At 41.5% G+C, this 16,540-nt stretch carries 15 protein-coding genes and 1 other RNA gene; 14 read left to right on the plus strand and 2 right to left on the minus strand.

From position 1 onward, the window contains the following. Positions 1–57: 57 nt before the first annotated feature. From AC5590_RS27620 to AC5590_RS27680, 13 genes are all read left to right on the plus strand, one after another. The gene (locus tag AC5590_RS27620; protein ID WP_169266530.1) at positions 58–912 is read left to right on the plus strand and encodes a glucose-1-phosphate cytidylyltransferase; all 855 of its coding nucleotides are present in this window, start codon (positions 58–60) and stop codon (positions 910–912) included. Positions 913–1,024: 112 nt separating this feature from the next. Continuing rightward, on the plus strand, positions 1,025–1,678 hold the full coding sequence (locus AC5590_RS27625) for a PIG-L deacetylase family protein (RefSeq protein ID WP_169266531.1): 654 nt from the start codon (positions 1,025–1,027) through the stop codon (positions 1,676–1,678). A gap of 259 nt (positions 1,679–1,937) precedes the next feature. Continuing rightward, a complete protein-coding gene (locus tag AC5590_RS27630; RefSeq protein WP_169266532.1) occupies positions 1,938–3,254 on the plus strand; it encodes a DUF4910 domain-containing protein in 1,317 nt (438 codons plus the stop codon). Between the two features lie 285 nt (positions 3,255–3,539). Further along, on the plus strand, positions 3,540–4,718 hold the full coding sequence (locus AC5590_RS27635) for a 5-(carboxyamino)imidazole ribonucleotide synthase (RefSeq protein WP_169266545.1): 1,179 nt from the start codon (positions 3,540–3,542) through the stop codon (positions 4,716–4,718). Positions 4,719–4,769: 51 nt separating this feature from the next. Beyond that, positions 4,770–4,953: non-coding RNA, 6S RNA (gene ssrS, locus AC5590_RS27640), on the plus strand. Between the two features lie 402 nt (positions 4,954–5,355). Then, positions 5,356–6,600, plus strand: a complete 1,245-nt coding sequence (locus tag AC5590_RS27645) for a M16 family metallopeptidase (RefSeq protein ID WP_169266533.1) — start codon at positions 5,356–5,358, stop codon at positions 6,598–6,600. A gap of 89 nt (positions 6,601–6,689) precedes the next feature. Then, positions 6,690–7,976: a M16 family metallopeptidase gene (locus AC5590_RS27650; RefSeq protein WP_169266534.1), complete on the plus strand. Its 1,287-nt coding sequence runs from the start codon at positions 6,690–6,692 to the stop codon at positions 7,974–7,976. Positions 7,977–8,125: 149 nt separating this feature from the next. After that, positions 8,126–9,187: a peptidoglycan-binding domain-containing protein gene (locus AC5590_RS27655; RefSeq protein WP_248277289.1), complete on the plus strand. Its 1,062-nt coding sequence runs from the start codon at positions 8,126–8,128 to the stop codon at positions 9,185–9,187. Between the two features lie 119 nt (positions 9,188–9,306). Beyond that, positions 9,307–9,945, plus strand: coding sequence for a transaldolase family protein (locus AC5590_RS27660; protein WP_169266536.1), 639 nt, complete (start codon positions 9,307–9,309; stop codon positions 9,943–9,945). Positions 9,946–9,967: 22 nt separating this feature from the next. Then, on the plus strand, positions 9,968–10,870 hold the full coding sequence (locus tag AC5590_RS27665; RefSeq protein ID WP_169266537.1) for an alpha/beta fold hydrolase: 903 nt from the start codon (positions 9,968–9,970) through the stop codon (positions 10,868–10,870). Positions 10,871–11,077: 207 nt separating this feature from the next. After that, positions 11,078–11,389: a CU044_2847 family protein gene (locus AC5590_RS27670; protein WP_169266538.1), complete on the plus strand. Its 312-nt coding sequence runs from the start codon at positions 11,078–11,080 to the stop codon at positions 11,387–11,389. Positions 11,390–11,394: 5 nt separating this feature from the next. Continuing rightward, complete coding sequence (locus tag AC5590_RS27675; RefSeq protein ID WP_169266539.1) at positions 11,395–12,531, plus strand: GUN4 domain-containing protein; 1,137 nt, start codon at positions 11,395–11,397, stop codon at positions 12,529–12,531. Positions 12,532–12,616: 85 nt separating this feature from the next. Continuing rightward, the gene (locus AC5590_RS27680) at positions 12,617–13,405 is read left to right on the plus strand and encodes an RING finger protein (RefSeq protein WP_169266540.1); all 789 of its coding nucleotides are present in this window, start codon (positions 12,617–12,619) and stop codon (positions 13,403–13,405) included. 181 nt (positions 13,406–13,586) lie between these two features. Here AC5590_RS27680 and AC5590_RS27685 read toward each other — a convergent pair whose 3' ends face one another. Next, on the minus strand, positions 13,587–14,306 hold the full coding sequence (locus tag AC5590_RS27685; RefSeq protein WP_169266541.1) for a hypothetical protein: 720 nt from the start codon (positions 14,304–14,306) through the stop codon (positions 13,587–13,589). After that, positions 14,299–14,937: a ParA family protein gene (locus AC5590_RS27690; protein WP_169266542.1), complete on the minus strand. Its 639-nt coding sequence runs from the start codon at positions 14,935–14,937 to the stop codon at positions 14,299–14,301. Before AC5590_RS27690 ends, AC5590_RS27685 begins: the two co-directional genes overlap by 8 nt. Before the next feature lie 155 nt (positions 14,938–15,092). Between AC5590_RS27690 and AC5590_RS27695 the strand changes: the two genes are divergently transcribed. Further along, a complete protein-coding gene (locus AC5590_RS27695; RefSeq protein ID WP_169266543.1) occupies positions 15,093–16,439 on the plus strand; it encodes a cytochrome P450 in 1,347 nt (448 codons plus the stop codon). Positions 16,440–16,540 lie beyond the last annotated feature (101 nt).

Genomic DNA, 16,540 nt, shown 5'->3' on the forward strand with positions numbered 1-16,540 from the left:
AGCTATCGATCAAGTTCAATTTCGTTAAAAAACAATAATAATAAAAAGGAATACATCATGAAAGTGGTTTTATTTTGTGGTGGTTTAGGAACAAGACTAAGAGAATATTCTACCAATATTCCTAAGCCTATGGTTCATATTGGCTACCGACCAATTTTGTGGCATGTTATGAAATACTATGCCCACTACGGACACAAAGATTTTATTTTGTGTCTAGGTTATAAGGCAGACGTGATCAAGAATTATTTCCTCAATTATGATGAGTGTGCTTCCAATGATTTTACTTTGCAGCAAGGAGGTAAAAAAATAAAACTTGTCAATAGTGATATTGAGGATTGGAATATTACTTTTGTCGATACAGGATTGAATTCAAATATTGGTCAAAGATTGCAAGCGATTGAAGAATATTTAGAAGGAGAAGAGGTCTTTTTAGCGAATTACAGTGACGGTTTAACAGATTTACATCTACCTGACATTATCGAAGACTTTTATAGGCATCAGAAAACAGCTAGTTTTATCTGTGTAAAACCATCTCAAAGTTTTCATTTGGTTTCAATGCAAGAAAATGGTTTGGTAACGGATATCCAAGATGTAAAACATGCTGGTATTCGGATCAATGGAGGCTTCTTTGTATTTAATAAAGATATTTTTAAATATATGGAGCCTGGAGAAGAATTGGTTCTAGAACCATTTCAAAGATTAATGAAGTTACAACAGCTAGTGGCTTATAAATACAACGGTTTTTGGGCTTGTATGGATACTTTCAAAGAGCAACAGCAGTTAGATGACATGTATTGTCAAAGCAAGGCTCCTTGGGCAGTTTGGAAGCATCTTGAAAGAAAGGGAAAATCTTTGGAATATAGCCCGATTCACCATATTGTAAATCATTCAATGCCAGCGAGTTTAGCTTAAGAGTAAATATTCATGTCATGACAGTAGATGTCCTCAATAGATGTCTACTGTCATTACTGTTTTTAGTAAGTATCTAACCCGAAGTACTTTCTAATATTAAAGAATTCGCAATATGCTGAAATTTGATTTTGAGAGAAGAAGTGATCTAAATTACAAAGTTTTGTGTTTAGGTGCGCATTGCGATGATATCGAAATTGGTTGTGGAGGCACAATATTAAGATTAATAGAAAAGTACCCAAATCTGATATTTTATTGGGTTGTTTTTAGTTCAAATGTACAAAGAGAAAAGGAAGCTTATAACAGTGCAAATAAATTCTTAGAAAAAGTACAAAATAAAAAAATATTGATACAAGAATTTCAAGATGGTTTTTTGCCGTTCTTGGGAAGTGAAGTAAAACAGTTTTTCGAGCAATTAAAGCGAGATTATAACCCAGATATCATTTTTACTCATTACCGCCATGATTTGCATCAAGATCATCGCTTAATTTCTGATTTTACTTGGAACACATTTAGAAATCATCTCATTCTAGAATATGAAATACCCAAGTACGATGGTGATTTAGGAAATCCTAATTTCTTTGTTCATTTAAATCCAGAGAATTACCAAAACAAAGTGAAGTATATTCTGGAAAGCTTTCCATCACAAAATAGCAAAGAATGGTTTACAGAAGAAACATTTTTATCTCTTCTCAGACTGCGAGGAATGGAATCTAATGCACCTAGTAAGTATGCTGAAGGTTTTTATTGTCGTAAAGTCGTTTTTTAGCTCGCCTACTCTACTCTTACTGTTATCTTACTGAGAGCTTGCGCAACTCTCAACAAGAGGCTGAGCCTCTGTATTCTCGTTATCAGGCTCAGCCTGGTAACGAATGTTGGGAGGTTCTACCTCCCCAGTAGCAAAAGCTAAATAACAATAATGTTAAATGTTACATTAATTATCATTTTATGATGAGTAATTTTTCGCGTACCTGCAAGCAAGCTGAATGAAATTTAGCAACTAACAATTTTTAGAAAAGGTGAAAAACATGAATATAACTGATCTTAAGCAGAAGGTTAACCCAAATGAAGTTAGCCACCAAATGTACCAGTTGATCTCGCAATTATATCCTATATGCCGTAGTATAACTGGCAATGGTTTTCGAGAAACGCTACATTGGATTTCAAAACATATTGAATTAACTAAGCATGAAGTTCCCACTGGTACTCAAGTCTTTGATTGGACAGTACCCAGAGAGTGGAATATTAAAGATGCCTATATTAAGAATTCAAAAGGAGAAAAAATTATAGACTTTAAGAAATCAAACTTGCATGTTGTTAACTACAGCGTGCCGATTCACCAAAAGATACTTTTAGATGAACTAAAGAAACATCTATTTACCCTACCCGAACACCCTGATTGGATTCCTTATCGGACTTCTTATTATAAAGAAAGCTGGGGCTTTTGTCTAAGTCACAATCAACTCTTGGAACTAGAAGATGAAGAGTATGAGGTGTGCATTGATTCTTCCTTAGAGAATGGTTATCTGACATATGGCGAGTATTACCTCAAAGGAGACAAACCAGACGAAGTACTGATATCATGCCATGCTTGTCATCCATCACTTGGTAATGATAATCTGTCTGGGATTGCGCTCTCCACATTCTTGGCAAAATATCTCAGTCAAATAAACCTTTCATACTCTTATCGATTTCTCTTTATTCCAGGAACTATCGGTTCTATTACTTGGCTTTCTTTAAATGAAAGTCAGGTTCAGAATATTAAACACGGTTTAGTTTTAACTTGTGTAGGTGATTCCGGTAAGTCTACTTATAAAAAAAGTCGTAGAGGTGATGCTGAAATCGATAAAGCTGTAACTCATGTTTTAAAACATTCTCGTCAAGAACATGACATCATAGATTTCTTTCCTTATGGCTATGACGAACGACAGTTTTGTTCACCAGCATTTAACTTACCTGTTGGTTGTTTCATGAGAACACCTCATAGCTGTTATCCTGAATATCATACATCAGCAGACAATTTGGATTTTGTCAAACCCCAGTCCCTCGCTGATTCATTCTCCAAGTGCTTGTCAACTCTACATATTCTAGAAAACAACAAAAAATACTTAAACCAAAATCCAAAATGTGAACCGCAGTTGGGTAAAAGGGGTTTATATGGCGCAATTGGTGGACAGACGGATACAAAAATCACAGAACTAGCAATGTTGTGGGTTCTGAATTTGTCTGACGGCGATCATGGCTTACTGGATATTGCAGATAGAGCAGGTATGAGTTTTGACTTTATCAATAAAGCAGCAAACGCTCTGCTGAAACACGATTTATTAATAGAGAAACCCGAATAGTCTTTGAGTGCTACTACGACGCGGCAAAAATAAAGCTACCATGCCCTGTCAGAAGCATAACTCAGATCTTGCACTATTATTTTCGCCTGCCAAGAAATAAATTTCTTGGCTCAAAGTTCAAGTCCGTTAAAACGGACTTGAACTTTGAGCCTTGTAGACGCCGGAGGCGGTGGCTCGACTTTGCGGGAAACCCGCCCAGGCGAAAGCGGCTCCTTTTGACTTCCGCGCAGCGGTACTAGTGTTGCTAAACTAAACCGTGGAAGCTAGGAATTTTTTAGGATGTCGATGAAGCGTGTTGGTGTTATTGGTGGCGGGCAATTAGCATGGATGATGGCGGATGCTGCAAAGAAGTTAGGAGTTGAATTAGTTGTGCAAACTCCTAGCCCCAACGATCCAGCTGTACCCATATCAGCTAAGGATAACGTTTTCGCTGCAATTGATGACGCTAACGCCACGGCTGAATTAGCCAAAAAAAGCGATGTCATTACCTTTGAGAACGAATTTGTTGATATTGAAGCTTTATCAAAGTTAGCAGAACAAGGCGTTTGTTTTCGTCCTAGACTGGAGGCATTGGCTCCCCTGTTAGATAAATATCACCAACGCTGCTATTTACGGGACTTGGGTTTACCTGTTCCTCGGTTTGTCGCCATAGAACAAGATTGGAATACAACTGCAGAAGTTATCTTCGCCTCCGAAATTGGTTTTCCTGCAGTTTTGAAAGCCCGCCGCCATGGTTATGATGGTCAAGGGACTTTTATCATTAAGGATATAGAAAGTTTAAAGCAAAAATTAGAAGTGTATAGCACAAAAGAGCTTGAAACTCAACCGAATAGTTTCTTATTAGAAGAATTTATTCCGTTTGAACGGGAATTAGCCGTGATTGCGGCGCGTTATGTGAGTGGTGAGGTTTGTACTTTCCCAGTCGTAGAGACTCAGCAGGAAGAACAAGTGTGTCGGCGAGCGATCGCACCTGCTTGTGTTTCATCACAGGTGGCTGTTGAAATAGACAAGATTGCCCGTACTTTACTCAATAGTCTAGATGCAGTGGGAGTTTTTGGTATAGAGTTCTTTCTGACGCCTGATGGCAAGGTGCTGGTTAATGAAGTCGCACCCCGCACCCACAATTCCGGACATTTCTCGATTGATGCTTGCGAAACTTCTCAATTTGAGCAGCATCTACGGGCAGTTTGTGGTATGCAGTTGGGTAACACAACCATGATTTGCCCTGGTGCTGTGATGGTTAACCTTTTGGGGTATGAAATTTCTGAAAGTGACTATATCACCAAGCGCCAGCAAATAGAGCAGATTCCCCAAGCGCACGTCCACTGGTACGGGAAAACCGAATCTCGTCCTGGGCGCAAACTGGGACACGTCACGGTTTTGCTAGATACTCAAAGTCGGGATCAAGCGATTGTAATCGCCCTAAAAATAGAGTCTATCTGGTATCCTCATCAAGCCTGCTAAAAAATTTCAACGAAAAAAACACAAAATCTTTTTGAAAGCTATAATGGGTTTGTTGCACTGCTACGTTGGTGACTGCCATAAAGTTTTTTGATCTATGCCTTAAGAATAAGGGAGCTTAATAACTCTCGTGGCAGTATACCGGGCAAAGTACCCGGAAACTTTAAACGAGCAGCATCCGTTCCCACCTGGTTTATCCAGGTCATAAACTTAGGTAAAACGGCGTCGCGGTGTACCAAAACATCTAGCTCCCTTGCTCAGTTAAGACATGGGAGCTTTGATTTTTGAATTTCATTCACAATTCATGAAAACTTAAAAAATCGAAAGATAATTTATAAACAAACTTCATATATGTTTGTGCAGAGCTATACACAAAAACTCTTGTTCTAGGCGTCATAATTCATTAAAAAGTTCTCTAACAGGCGACTGGCGTATCTCCTCCGGAGACGCTGCGCGAACGCCGCAAGGCGTGCGCTCTGCGCACACCTGGAGGGTTAAGAGCCCTACTTAAAAGCTTATATAGTAAAAAAATCTGTGTAAAACGATCCAATATAAGGGTGCTAATAAGAGTTAGAATCGCAGAACAAGGCTATATTGTGGTTATAACTGTAAAGAATTGTTAAATAAACTGATAAAGACCGTGTTTCCAGCGTCTGTTTTCAAACTAGACAATGGTTTAACCTTAATTCATCAAGAAATTGCCACAACCCCTGTTGTTGTGGCAGATATTTGGGTACGTGCAGGTGCTAACTTTGAGCCAGAACCGTGGTTTGGTATGGCTCACTTTCTGGAACACATGATTTTTAAAGGTACTGCAAGGGTACCGCCAGGGGTATTTGATCAAAAGATTGAAAATCAGGGTGGGCTAACCAATGCGGCGACAAGCTACGACTACGCTCATTATTCTCTCACGACAGCTTCCCTACATTTAGAAGAGACTTTGCCTTACATGGGAGAGTTACTACTAAATGCAGCAATACCAGAGGATGAATTTACCCGTGAACGAGATGTTGTGCTAGAGGAGATTCGTCAAGCACATGATGATCCAGATTGGATCGGATTTCACGCTCTACTCTCAAGTGTTTATCAACATCATCCTTACGGACGTTCCATATTAGGTAGTGAGGAAGAATTAATGAAGCAATCACCAGAGATTATGCGCTCTTTTCACCGTGCTCACTACCAACCAGAAAACATGACAGTGGTGATTGTTGGCTCAGTAGCTGCAGAATCTGCTTTAAAATTAGCGAACCAGACATTTGTTAATTCTGCTGAACATTGCTGTGACTGTCCTCAAAAAAAGGAGGTGGCGAAGCCGGTTATACCTGGAATTCGTCGTCACGAACTTTCTTTGCCTCGCCTAGAAGTGGCGCGGTTGTTAATGGCTTGGATTGGACCTGGAGTCGAACAGCTAGATACTTGTTGTGGATTGGATTTACTTTCTGTCTTATTGGCGCAAGGACGCACCTCTCGTCTAGTGCGTGATTTGAGAGAAGAGCAACAATTGGTACAGGGCATCTGTAGTCATTTTTCCTTACAACAAGACTCCAGTTTATTTACAATCACAGCTTGGTTAGAACCAAAAGATGTGGAACGTGTCGAATCCTTAATTCGTCTACATTTGCAAGATTTAATTGACAACGGAATCAGGGAACAGGAAATAAAGCGCGCTCAAAGACTCCTGTGTAATGACTTTGCATTTTCTACCGAAACACCAAATCAGCTTGCAGGACTTTATGGATACTACAACACGATTGCTCAAGCTGAATTAGCAGTGGCTTATCCGTCGCAAATTCAATTCTTTGATGCCAAACAACTGCAAAAACTAGCACAAGAGTATCTCTCACCCAATCATTACGTGGTTACAGTACTTAAACCCTCTTAGTCATTAGTCATGAGTCATTAGTCATTAGCATCAAAGACAAATGACGGAAGACAAAGGACAAATAACAAAAGACAATTGACTTAGGACAAATGACAACATCGCAGCAACAATCCCATATCCACCGCACAGTATTGAACAATGGCATTGTAGTCTTGGTGGTAGAAAATCCGGCTGCAGATATTATTGCAGCACGAATTTTTGCCCGCGCTGGTAGCTGTTATGAGAACCCAGAACAAGCTGGGTTAGCATATTTGCTATCAACGGTGCTTACAAAAGGTTGTAATGGACTTACGAGTTTGGAAATTGCCGAACAAGTGGAGTCGCTGGGAGCAAGTTTGGGTGCAGACACTGCATCTGATTATTTTTTGCTTTCGTTGAAGACAGTCACCTCAGATTTTGCACAAATGTTTAGGTTGGCGGCACGAATTTTGCGATCGCCAACATTTCCAGAAGCAGAGGTAGAATTAGAACGGCGTGTTGCCTTACAAGATATTCGCTCACAACAAGAACAGCCGTTTACGATTGCCTTTGATCAACTCCGGGATGTTATGTATCAAAACCATCCTTATGCAAGCTCGGGATTAGGCAATGAAGCCACTATGAGTCGCTTAACTCGCCAAGACTTAGTGGAGTATCATCAGAGACATTTCCGTCCTGAGAATATCGTTATTAGTATTGCTGGACGCATCACACCAGAAAATGCGATCGCTCTTGTGCAAGAAGTTTTTGATGATTGGCAAGTATCCCCCACTCAGCCATTGCCAAAACTAAATTTACCAGAACTCAACGTTGAACCTCAAATCAAGATTACACCTCAACAAACCCAGCAATCTATCGTTATGCTAGGTTATTTGGGATCATCGGTGCGCTCAAGTGATTACGCAGCATTGAAGTTACTATCTACTTACTTGGGAAATGGTCTTTCCAGTCGCTTGTTTGTGGAACTGCGCGAAAAGCGTGGCTTGGCTTACGAGGTATCAGCTTTTTACCCAACACGACTCTCAAGAGCATCATTTGTCGTTTACATGGGTACAGCACCAGAAAATACCCAAGTTGCTCTTTTTAGTTTGCGTCAGGAAGTTGATTTACTGTTCACTAGAGAATTAGACGAAGACGCACTCCAAGCAGCAAAAAACAAAATACTAGGACAATACGCCTTGGGCAAACAAACCAATGCCCAAATTGCTCAGATGTATGGCTGGTATGAAATTTTGGGACTGGGAATTGATTTTGATACAGATTTTCAAGAGGCGATCGCATCTTTACGTGCTACAGATGTCATCGCTGCTGCTGACCGATATTTACGGGAACCTTATGTGTCACTAGTGGGTCAAGAACGAGCGGTTCATAGTGCAATTTTAGATTTTAATTCCTAAGACGAATTTAAAATACTGCTACTCTATAGTTGCATTATACGCCAATCAATAGCATGAGATGAGCCAGGGGGATTTCCATGAAAAGCAGTATAAAAACAAATCCGTTAAATGACTCACCGTTTTTCAAGCCATCCGTAAATTCAAGTGGAATGAAAACAGAGCAGAGGTATCAAACCCTACTAAATGTCAAGATACTGCTATCCTGCGGAGTATCTCTGCTTCTTGGTTTATCTACAGTCTCGATTGCATCTCAACCACAACAAATAGCACAAACAACTTCCTCTGAAGGCATCAACCGTCCTACTCTCCAAATTGGTAGCAAAGGAGAACGTGTCACGGAACTTCAAGCAGCTTTAAAACTTTTAGGCTTCTACACAGGCACAGTAAATGGGGAATATAACGAAAGTACCGTCGTCGCTGTTTCCCGGTTTCAGGAAGCAGCTGGCTTGAAATCAGATGGCATTGTTGATACAACAACTTGGCAACGACTTTTTCCTGGTGAAACGACAGTTGCATCATCTGGATCATCACCTAATTCTACAAGCAGACCTCCTCTTGCGTCTGGAACTTCTAACACCAATCAAGTTGTTGTTCCTAGTTCAAATTTAACAGCTCCAACACCCACAACGACTAATACACCATCTGCTGCGACCTCTAAACCAGAGCCAGCATCTGCAGGACGCAATACAACTGCAACCACCACAACCAGACAAGAGAATTCTAAACCAGAGCCACGCTCTGTGACGCGTAAGACCACTGCAACGACTAGAACCAGAGGAGATGATTCCAAAACAGAACCACGCTCTGTGACGCGCAAGACCACCGCAGGTTCACAGACAACAAACGTACAACAATCAACATCTACCCGCTCTGGTTCGACTCGTTCTGAGCAAAGCATTCGCACTCAGCAAAGCGATCGCTCTGGTTCAACTCGTCCTAGCTCAACCACTCGTACTCAACAAGTTGCTTCAATTCAATATACCTCAGAAGGATTACCCATTTTACGTATAGGAATGCGTGGTCCTGAGGTTGTCAGGTTGCAAAGACGACTGCAAAGACTCGGTTTATTGAATGAGAACGAAGTTGATGGCGATTTTGGCCAATCAACCGAGGCTGCAGTCATCGCTTTACAAAAGCGCAATGGTGTAGAAGCTGACGGTGTGGCTGGTGGAGGAACTTGGGATATTCTTATGAGACGGCGAGGAGGGTGATAATAATTCAAAATTCAAAATTCAAAATTCAAAAAGGTGAATCTCATAACTGCTACCACTCAAGGTTCGGAATATGAGATTATAGCTGTTGTTGCAACACCTCAAAAAGCGAGACAATCATGGCAATCTATCTGGACTCAGCAATTGTATCTGAAGCTGAAATTGCCAGTAGAATGGGTTGGGTAAAAGGCATCACCACAAATCCAACGCTTTTAGCTAAAAGCGATAACCCACCCGAAACCACGCTGAAAAAATTGACGCAGCTGACTTGTGGACCAGTATTTTACCAACTCATGTCCTCTGATTTTGAAGGGATGCTGACGGAAGGGAGGAAAGCTTTTGAGATTATTGGCAAACAAACGGTGTTGAAGATTCCAGCAACACCAATTGGATTTGCTGTAGTGGCGAGTCTCTCGCCAGAAATCACTTGTTCAGTGACAGCGATTTATAGTGCAGCACAGGCAGCAGTGGCACGGGAGGCGGGTGCTAAAATGGCGATCGCCTATGTCAATCGTGCTACCCGTTTATTAGGGGATGGAATTGCTTTAGTACGAGATATGGCTAGTGTACTAACTGGCAGCAACACTGAAATCTTAGCAGCTAGTATTAAATCACCACAAGAAGCCGCCGCATCGCTACAAGCTGGTGCTCATCATCTGACTTTACCTTTGTCAATGTTACAAGATATGGCGACTCATGAATTTTCAGACAAAACAGTAGAAGAGTTTGCTAAAAACGGCATTGGTTTAAAGATGTAAAGCTTCAGGTAAACAAAATCCTATGTTTCCAAGTTTCTTACCAACTACAGTTGGCGAACTCACAGAACCTTCCTCAATTGCTCTTGCTCAGAGTATAGAGCAGATTGCTCTGCTGACTCCCTTGAGTACACAACCAATTACTACAACTTATGTGCATCAAGGAAGTGGAAGTACACCTTTGCTGTTGATTCACGGTTTTGACGGTTCTGTGTTCGAGTTTCGCCGCCTTATCCCTCAACTTGCGGTACAAAACCAGACATGGACAGTGGATTTATTGGGTTTTGGGTTCACAGATAGACCAGTTGGAGTTAAGTTTAGCCCCCTCAGCATTAAAACCCATCTCTATTATTTCTGGAAAACCCTCATTAACAAACCTGTGATTTTAGTGGGCGCTTCAATGGGAGGTGCAGCAGCAATTGATTTCACCCTCACTTACCCAGAAGTCGTGCAAAAGCTGGTATTAATTGATAGTGCTGGTTTAGCAGGTGGTTCACCATTAAGCAAGTTGATGATTCCACCTTTGGATAATTGGGCAACTCAATTTTTACGTAATCCGAAAGTTCGGGCAAGTATCTCTCGCGCTGCTTACAAAAATAGGGAGTTAGCGTCACTTGATGCTCAATTATGTGCAGCACTACACCTAGAATGCCCCGACTGGCAGAAAGCTTTAATTGCTTTTACCAAAAGCGGTGGTTACAGTGCTTTTAGATTTAAGAAATTAGCAGAAATTCTGCAACCAACGCTGATTTTATGGGGTGATTCTGACAGGATTTTAGGTATCAGGGATGCCAACAGATTTAAATTGGCGATTCCAAATAGTAAACTCATTTGGATTAAAGATTGCGGTCATGTTCCTCATTTAGAACAGCCGCAAATGACTGCTCAGCATATTTTAGAATTCCGGGATGACCAGTTGCAGGAGTAGGTTTAACAGCAGATAAGTTGAAACAGATGTAAACCAACGCCCATGTGGGTTTGAAATTTTTTAAGTCTGCCTTTGCGGACTGAGTTTGTGTAGCCGTGAATTCTAGTTGCGCGCGTATATTTTGTGAAGTTGTCTTGGTAAACTTTCCGGAAAAGCTCTGTTATATCGTGTTATTTAATGCATAATTCATCTTAAAAGCAAGTAGTGATGGCTACCAAACTAATCAAGTTAGAGGATGGCACTTTGGTAGAGGTAGAAGTGCCAGAAGACCAAGCCAGACAGATTGCAGGTAGTGCTGCAGATCGGGTTAGTACAACTTTTGACAAAATTAAGCCAATTTTGGTAAAGACGTGTCGTCCCATTGCGGCTGCTTGGCAGGAACTGAATCAAGAGATGCAGATTGAGCAGGCTGAGATTGAAATCGGCTTTAGTTTTGAGGGAGAGGGCAATGTATACGTGACCAAGGCTAAAGCTGGTTCTAATTTAAAGGTCAAACTGGTACTTAAACCCAAGGCTTAACTTCAATGAATGCAAATTTTTCGGAATCTGTGATTTTAATCACCAGCGCAGATCCAGAACGGATTGCAGATCGAGACCGTGGCACAGGGTTTGTTATTCATCAAGATCAACAGACGACCTATTTGTTGACTTGCGCCCATGTGGTAGAGGCGATTGGAGGGTCAGAAAAGGTAAAAGTTGGTGGTCATCCTGCAACAGTAAAAGCTTTGGGTAATACCCTTGGTTGCGACTTAGCTGTATTAGCAGTCAAAAAACACTTGAGTGGACTACCACCACTACGGCTGGGTGTAGTTGGCAATAAGGGAAGACAATTCTTAACAGCTGGTTTTTATACTGACGCAACAAAGGTAGCAAAGCTTGCAGAAATTAAGGGTAAGTTAGGTGGGAAGCAAAGGATAGATAGTATAGAAGGCGATCGCACTCAAGCCTGGAATTTGCTAATTGATGACGATAGCGAACACGATCTCAAAGCTGGTTATAGTGGCTCCCCTGTAGTTGATCTAGAAAGTGGCTATGTTTTGGGCGTAGTTTCACAGCGAATAGATAATGGCAAGGGGGTAGCTATCTCCATAGAAGCTATTCAAAACATTTGGCACTCAATGCCATATGACTTATTAAAGACCGACAATGTCATTTCTGAGCCGCGAGTAGACTACACGCGACTGCGTGAGTTTTTAGCAGCACGGAAATGGAAACAAGCTGATCAAGAAACGGAAATGCTCATCCTGCAACTTGCTGGTCAAACGGGGAATTTGCTTAATGTTAAATCCATCGAAAAATTGCCATGCTCAGATCTACGCACAATTGATCAGCTTTGGATCAAGTTTTCTGAAGGACGCTTTGGCTTCAGCGTGCAGAAGCAAATCTGGGAGCGTTTTGGAAATAATACTAACACCGAATATGAATTGTATTGTCAGTTTGGAAATCACGTTGGATGGCGCAAGCATGGAAGGTGGTTATGGTATAACCAGATGACCTTCGACCTTTGTGCTCCCAACGGTCATCTTCCACAATGGGGTTTGGAGGCAGTATTGCTTGGTAAAACGATGCAGTGGAAGTGGAATGAGTTTCAAATGTCGCAAGGTTTAGGAGAGCCAGTTTTTAGTAAGTTCTTCGACCAGGTCCACACTTGTAATCTGTAGAATATCAATCTCGTAAATCCTAACAATCATAAGTTGATTAGTTAGGACTTTGACAGTTAAAGTATCAGTTTAGGGAGTCAAATACATGAGTCCGAAAGATTCAAGGAATCAAAGGGAAAATGACAATAACCAGAGAAAAAATCCAATGGTTTTTATCTCCTTAATTACCGGGCTAATCATTGCTACTGCAATAGGTGCATCAGTAATTACTGCTGTTATTCTTAAACAGAGTAGTACAGGTGGAAAGAACTCTACCGCCTCACCTACGCCCACCGTTGCCGAATTACCTACTACTTCACCCACGCCAACGGTTGCCGCATCCCCTACTGCTTCACCCACGCCAACGGTTGCCGAAACTCCTACAGCTTCACCCACACCCACCGTTACCGAATCCCCTACTGCTTCGCCATCTGGGACTGCTGTTTCTCTTCTAGATACGGAATGTCTTAGTTCTACTCCTGGCGTTGAACAATCTTTAGTAAAGCCGCGTGAACCAAAAAACATTGCTATAGGAGGGGAAGCTTTGCCTGAAATCGCTTATTTGTTTAGCGAAAGTAGTGAGCCTTATCCTTATATTTCCAAGAGTAAAGCTGCTGGAGTGTCATGCGTTCTTAACTCTAAGTTTCGACAATTAAATTTAGTTGTTGGAATAAATGGCAAACACCTTTATGCTCGTCAAGATGATAAGATAGTACTTGACGTAAGTGTTGACAACAAATTAATAGCTACAAAAGATTTGACAATAACGGCAAAGCAAGTTCTAAACATTAATGTTGAGAATGCTCGCAGCGTTGGCATAAAAGCAAGTTGTCTCAAAGAGAATTATAATTCTTATTGTCCTTATGTTGCCTTTGTAGAAATGAGTCTGCGCTAATCTCAAGAGCCAGTAAATATTAACTATCACCAGAATATTCAGGCGTGAAATACTGCCTAGCAAATTCTATTTATTCAAGAAGACATAACAAGAAAAATGGCACTGCTGAACTGAAAAATAAGCTAAGGAGTGCCATAGATGATTTGTAAGAATTGATGTTAACTGTACCGATTGAGTGACTTTAATCAAGTAACCACATCGGAGAAGAATTATCATCAGAATCGTTATCCTTGGTTATAGGTCGTCCTTCTGGTAATCTTTGTGCTAAAGGGTATGATTTTTTGTAAGTTTTTGGTACTAGAGCATTTTGCTTTGGCTGTTGTAATGTACTGATTGTTTCTGTCAGTTGTGAATTAGCTTCTGCGAGTTGTATCGCAGCTTTTTTTGCATCATCAAGCTCTGTTTTCAGGCTTGCTGCTAGTATTTTGTGCTTAGATACATCTAATTCTAAATCAGTGATTTGCTGCTGAAGAGAGGCTTCTTTTTCCTGTGCTTTTTCTAAAGTTTCTTTGAGTTGTTTGACAACAGAAGCTTCTTTCTTCTGTGTCTTCTCCATAGTTTCTTTGAGTTCATTAACAACAGAAGCTTGATTTTGCTGTGTTTTTTCTAAAGTGTTCTTCAACTGTTTCACCAGAGAAGTTTCTTTTTTTTGTGCTTTTTCCAAAGCTTCCTTTAACTCTTTGACAGTTGCTTCTAACTCTGCTTTTGTTGGTGTTGTACGCTTAGACGTTGTTGTTTCAGCAGCTTGTTGTGTCTCCTCTTCATTCTCCGTATCACTATCGGAAGATGTGGAGGAATTATCATCTGCAACAGCATCAACATCAATAGTCGTTTCACCTTGTGATGGTGAAAGTTTTTGTGCTTCTTCTTGTAATAAATCAGAAAGACGTTTTTTAGTCATATTGCCTCCAATCACGCTTTATTTCTTCGGCTACTTGACGGTAGTCTGACTCCGCCTCTCGTGCGTTATTTCCTCGCCATTTGGTTATTGGGACACCCTCAAGTGCAGCTCGTTCGTGCGCTTTGTAGACGCGGATAAAAGCTTTACAAGCAGGAATTCCCATCTCCCTAAGAGTGTTTTGAGCATCTAGCACTTCCCCTAAGCAGCGCGTATCCACCTTCGTCAGCAAAACCCGATGGGCTTTCCCAGTAGGAGTGACGACTTGTTGGATTGTCTCGATTAGGACAGCTAAATCCATTGGTGCACATGGCGTAGGCAAAACCAAATAATCAGCTGCAGCAACAACTGCCGCCAATGCTTCAGAGCGCAGCGCCGGAGGCGTATCTACCATTACTAAATCGTAACCTGTTATTCCTCGTAAATAACCTAAAAGTTTCGGGTCAGTTGATTGTGATAAATCAAATCCCATGCTACTTTCCCCGCGTCCAAACCACCAACTGGCAGAACCTTGAATATCTGCGTCGATTAAAAGAACCTTTTTTTGTTGTGCAAAGGTTGCAGCCAGGTTGACAGCGGTGGTTGTTTTACCGACGCCTCCCTTACCGTTGAGGATAGCGATGATTTTTGGCACTGTTTACTTCCGACACTCTTACACAAAATATAACTCTTGAAGGACAAATGGGGAATCGGCTGATAGAAGGAATAGTTTTACACTCACAGAATCAGACACATCTTGCTTAAAAGAGTCACAATAAAAGCAATCAATGCTCAACGCCACAAGTCTTTATGAGAGCAACTAACAATCTGCCTGATGGACCAAAAATGCCGGTTTTCCTACGCCGGATGAAATTTATTTTTCAGCCGTTGGAATATGCGGATGATTTTGCTAAGGAATACGGTGATAGCTTCACTCTTTGGAGTGGCAATGATTCTCCTATTATTTACTTCAGTCATCCTCAAGCGCTGCAACAAATTTTTAATGCGGATTCCAGTCACTTATCTGCTGGAAGGGGAAACCGAGGTTTACAATTTTTGCTGGGTTCTAATTCCTTAATTCTACTGGACGGCGATCGCCACCAACGCCAACGTCAACTGTTGACCCCTCGTTTTCATGGTGACCGAATGCGGGCTTACGCCGAAACTATCCGCGAAATCACGCACCAGGTGAGCAACGAGTGGAAGATGGGCAAGCCCTTTAATATGCGTGCGTCGATGCAAGAAATCGCCTTGCGAGTTATTTTGCGGGTGGTGTTTGGCTTAGATGAAGGATCTCGTTTAGAAAAAATTCGACCATTGTTGAGTTCACTGTTGGATTCTATAAGTTCCCCCCTCTTATCCGCTGGTTTCTCTTTTCCGTTTGTACAAAAAGATTTCGGCGCGTGGAGTCCTTGGGGTCGAGTCCTACGCCTGCGACAACAAATAGATGAAATAATTTATGCGCTGATTCGGGAACGTCGCGCCCAATCTGATCAAAATCGGCAAGATATCCTCAGTTTGATGATGTCTGCTCGTTATGAAGATGGTCAACCGATGACTGATGAAGAGTTACGCGATGAGTTGATGAGTCTGATGGTAGCGGGACATGAAACGACTGCTTCAGCATTGACTTGGGCATTTTACTGGATTGACTATTTACCAGAAGTGGGCGACAAGTTGCTAAAGGAACTCAACACCCTCAGTGAGAACCCAGATCCAACTACTGTGACCAAATTGCCTTACCTAACAGCAGTCTGCCAAGAAACCTTGCGGATATATCCGATTGCGATGAATGCTTTTCCTCGGATTGTGCAATTACCAATCAATATCCAAGGTTACACGCTCCCAGAAGGAACACTCATTATCCCCAGTATCTACTTAGCGCACCACAGGGAAGAAACTTACCCACAATCAAGGCAGTTTAAACCAGAACGCTTTTTGGAAAAGCAATTTTCGCCTTATGAGTATTTGCCGTTTGGTGGTGGAAATCGTCGCTGTATTGGGCTGGCATTTGCTCAGTATGAAATGAAACTCGTATTGGCGACAATTTTATCGCGTTTCCAAGTCTCCTTGGTCAATAGGCGTCCTGTACGTCCTGTGCGTCGCGGTCTTACTGTAGCAACACCACCAGGAATGAAGATGGTTGCAATGCCTTGAACAGTAAACAGTGAACAGTGAGCAGTAAACAGTGAATAGTAAACAGTGAACAAGGGGTGGACGAGTCCGTTTCCTACCTGATAACTGATAACTGGTAACTG

This window comes from Brasilonema octagenarum UFV-OR1, assembly GCF_963888615.1.
GTDB classification, from domain to species: Bacteria; Cyanobacteriota; Cyanobacteriia; order Cyanobacteriales; family Nostocaceae; genus Brasilonema; species Brasilonema sennae.

What these genes read in the sequence shown, in the direction of transcription:
- AC5590_RS27680 (WP_169266540.1), top strand. Translation starts at nt 12,617, where the DNA reads ATGAGTCCGAAAGATTCAAGGAATCAAAGGGAAAATGACAATAACCAG.
- AC5590_RS27650 (WP_169266534.1), top strand. Translation starts at nt 6,690, where the DNA reads ATGACAACATCGCAGCAACAATCCCATATCCACCGCACAGTATTGAAC.
- AC5590_RS27665 (WP_169266537.1), top strand. Translation starts at nt 9,968, where the DNA reads ATGTTTCCAAGTTTCTTACCAACTACAGTTGGCGAACTCACAGAACCT.
- AC5590_RS27620 (WP_169266530.1), top strand. Translation starts at nt 58, where the DNA reads ATGAAAGTGGTTTTATTTTGTGGTGGTTTAGGAACAAGACTAAGAGAA.
- AC5590_RS27630 (WP_169266532.1), top strand. Translation starts at nt 1,938, where the DNA reads ATGAATATAACTGATCTTAAGCAGAAGGTTAACCCAAATGAAGTTAGC.
- AC5590_RS27685 (WP_169266541.1), bottom strand. Translation starts at nt 14,306, where the DNA reads ATGACTAAAAAACGTCTTTCTGATTTATTACAAGAAGAAGCACAAAAA.
- AC5590_RS27695 (WP_169266543.1), top strand. Translation starts at nt 15,093, where the DNA reads ATGAGAGCAACTAACAATCTGCCTGATGGACCAAAAATGCCGGTTTTC.
- AC5590_RS27670 (WP_169266538.1), top strand. Translation starts at nt 11,078, where the DNA reads ATGGCTACCAAACTAATCAAGTTAGAGGATGGCACTTTGGTAGAGGTA.
- AC5590_RS27625 (WP_169266531.1), top strand. Translation starts at nt 1,025, where the DNA reads ATGCTGAAATTTGATTTTGAGAGAAGAAGTGATCTAAATTACAAAGTT.
- AC5590_RS27675 (WP_169266539.1), top strand. Translation starts at nt 11,395, where the DNA reads ATGAATGCAAATTTTTCGGAATCTGTGATTTTAATCACCAGCGCAGAT.
- AC5590_RS27660 (WP_169266536.1), top strand. Translation starts at nt 9,307, where the DNA reads ATGGCAATCTATCTGGACTCAGCAATTGTATCTGAAGCTGAAATTGCC.
- AC5590_RS27635 (WP_169266545.1), top strand. Translation starts at nt 3,540, where the DNA reads ATGAAGCGTGTTGGTGTTATTGGTGGCGGGCAATTAGCATGGATGATG.
- AC5590_RS27655 (WP_248277289.1), top strand. Translation starts at nt 8,126, where the DNA reads ATGAAAACAGAGCAGAGGTATCAAACCCTACTAAATGTCAAGATACTG.